General features: G+C 48.5%; 3 protein-coding genes. All 3 read left to right on the top strand.

Annotated features, from left to right (window positions below):
* Positions 1-256: hypothetical protein (locus AC1D13_RS23095; protein ID WP_477690374.1), on the top strand; the 256-nt coding region annotated here is incomplete at its 5' end.
* A 214-nt stretch (positions 257-470) separates the two neighbouring features.
* Positions 471-1,211 carry a 4'-phosphopantetheinyl transferase family protein gene (locus tag AC1D13_RS23100; protein WP_477690375.1) on the top strand — a complete coding sequence of 247 codons (741 nt, stop codon included), beginning with the start codon at positions 471-473 and terminating at the stop codon, positions 1,209-1,211.
* 74 nt (positions 1,212-1,285) lie between these two features.
* A partial coding sequence (locus AC1D13_RS23105; protein ID WP_477690376.1) for an ABC transporter transmembrane domain-containing protein occupies positions 1,286-2,995 on the top strand: 1,710 nt, incomplete at its 3' end.

The raw sequence follows: 2,995 nt of genomic DNA on the forward strand, positions 1-2,995 counted from the left end.
GGTCATCTCTGTCCTTCACCACAGCGTCAGTTGGCCACTTCTATTCACGCATCATCTATTCTTCGATGAAATGGAGAGGCAGACCAGTTTCACTATCTTATGGTCGACAGCAGCAGTAGCGAAAGACATGCGGGAGCAAATTTGCGGTGAATATTTGCCAAATGAATTACTTGGTTTTGGATATGATTTTTTAAATCAGAAGACCATTCGGTCGTTCACTTTTCTCCTTGGCAAGTTCCATGCAAAGGCAAGTTGAAACGCTAGGCACCGATGAAACCGAAACCCCTGGCCATAGCGGCCGACAAAAATCTTGAGAGCTTTCGCATGCTTATGCGATGCAGTGAAACCCTCCAAGTAGTGGAGGCAGTACTACTTTGGAGGGAGCCATGTGAGATGGTCAGCTGGCGCGCCGACGATTTTGGTTTAAACCTAAATCAGAAGTTTTCACGGCAAGCGGTACGCTTCGGGTGATGTACCAGCGCACGACATTGGCTCGGTTCTCGGACGTCCTGGACCTAGTACCTCTTCCATGGGCTTCCGGCATTCGGCAAGTCGTCTTATCAAAACGAGATGATTGCATCCATGCAGCGCGGACCACCTTTAATAGTCAACTGCCAGAGACAATCCGTCGTTCCATTCCAGCTAGGCAGTACGAATATCTTCTTGGTCGTTTGGCGGCGGGGGTGTTACTTTCGGAATGCGGTGTCAATTTGGCCGACTGCTGGGTTCACTCTCAACAGCGACGACCCATCTGGCCCAAGAAGATTATCGGATCTATCGCGCATAGCAATCAACTGATTTGGGTTGCGGCCGGCCTCGCTCAACGGCCTAATATGTTCATAGGAACGGATGTCGAATCTTTAGAGCAATCAAATGATGTGCTCCGAGCACTAGATCTTTGCTACTCCAGCGATGAGAGACAAATCGTATCTTCGGTTAAACACGGTCGTCTCATCGGATTCACTGCGAAGGAAGCTCTTTTCAAATGCTTGAATCCGATTTGCGATGTTCTTTTTGGTTTTCTCGATGCGAAGATAGTGAAATTAGATAGTGTTCATCAAACATTCGTAATTGAGTTGCGAATTAGTTTGAGCGCTGAATTGACGAAACAAACGCTTATACAAGGGGAGTTTCGTTTTTTTTTAGATCATGTCTGGGCCGGTATTAAGTGGGTGCCGGGCGGCTTACTTGGCATCCAAAATGGCGAGTAACTCTGTGACACGATTTGGACAGTCTTGCAGCGAGAGCAACTTCTTCGCCTCAACGCATCTTATTTAGAGCGCATATGCAACTGGATCTTGGGCAGTTAAATGTGGGGTTTGCTCGGCGTATGCGGCTGATCCGAAGTATGTCGCCGAGCGACGCTCCTATTTCGTGTTTTGCTATGTTGTGCGAATATTTCAAGGGAGAGCCCAACCTCGATCAGGTTAGATCTCACTTTTCGRAACAACCCGTCAACAATCATAGAAAATTAGTTGCACTCGCCAGGGAGCTGGGTCTCAATCTGCGAACCCCAACCACCGATCTACGCGAGGCGCTGAGGTTTGGCTATCCCTTCGTGGTCAGATTAAATGACGAGCGATTTGTAGTTGTCAAATCAAGTGGCAGGGCGCTTTGGATTTGGGATCCTGTGGCAGGCGTGAAAACTCGTCACAAGATTGCCGAGCTGGAAGCTTTGACACGCGAGATCTTTGAGCTAACGCCTCTTTGGCATTTCAATGAAAATAAGCCGCGGCCACGTATCAGGTGGCGCGACATCCTTGGTAAGGTAGTCGGCCTCAAACGCTCACTTGCGCTGATTTTCCTGCTTGCAGTTTTTGTTGAGATTACTGCTCTGCTATCCCCTCTGTTAATACAGTTCGTGACCGATCAGGCCCTGCCGGCGGGAGATAGGGAGCTAATCGGGGTTTTAATCTTTGGGTTTACGCTTCTATTGCTGCTAAGGATTTTTGTCGAGGGTATGCGCAGCTGGGCGGTATTGGTGCTCGGGACGACCTTCTCAGTGCAGTGGTTGACAAACGTCTATAGCCATCTACTAAAACTTCCTGTAGCGTATTTTGAGAGGAGAAGTTTGGCTGATGTCATCAGTCGATTCGGAGTTATAAGCCTGATCCAAGCCACACTTACCGTGGGATTTGTAGAGGCTTTGCTCGATGGCTGTTTAATTCTTGGTGTATTCACCATGATGGTCTTGTATAGCCCGCCTCTTTCATTTGTCGGCATCGTTGCAGCGATAGTTTACGCAATCGGCAGAGCATCTTTGTACAGAGTACGTCGACAGTTTGCTTATCTGAGTATCACTACTCACGTCACTCAGCAATCAGCTTTTATTGAATCAATTGAAGGCATATTGTCGATCCGTACTTTGAATAATAGTAGCGAATGGATTGCTCGCTGGACCGGGCTTATTGTTGCCTCAAAGAATGCTGATTTTGCGGGAGCTCGGCTGGAGTGGGCATTTAGGCTTATGCGCCTTTTTATTTTTGGCTTAGCTTCTGTTCTTGTAATTGGTTTAGGAGCAATCGAGGTAATCGACAAAAAACTCAGTATCGGTATGTTATTGGCGTTGGTTGCGTATCAGGATCTGTTTATGCGGCGCATCGGCGATTTCATTGATCGAATTTTCGATTTTAAATTGCTCGAATTACAAGGTGGCAGGTTATCTGACATTATCCTGGCGCGCCCAGAGCCAGATCCACTGCCCACTGTCTCTGAATTTTCCGAGCGAAGTGGTGCACTCGAGGCAAAGGGCTTGCGCTATAAGTATCCCGATGCTCCCGCAAATTCAATCGATGGAGTCTCCTTTAAGTTGGAGCAGGGCGAGTTAGCGCTTATTCGCGGCCCACGAGGCAGCGGTAAAACCACTCTTTGTCGAGCAATACTGGGTGTTTCCGTGCCAGGGGGTGAGATATGTCTAGATGACGTCTCGGCCCGGCAAATGGGATGGTTGCGGTTTCGTGAGCGTGTGGCTGGCGTCATTGACGGCGATCGACTG

It is taken from the genome of Polaromonas sp. P1_E12 (assembly GCF_056405975.1).

What these genes read in the sequence shown, in the direction of transcription:
- AC1D13_RS23100 (WP_477690375.1), top strand. Translation starts at nt 471, where the DNA reads ATGTACCAGCGCACGACATTGGCTCGGTTCTCGGACGTCCTGGACCTA.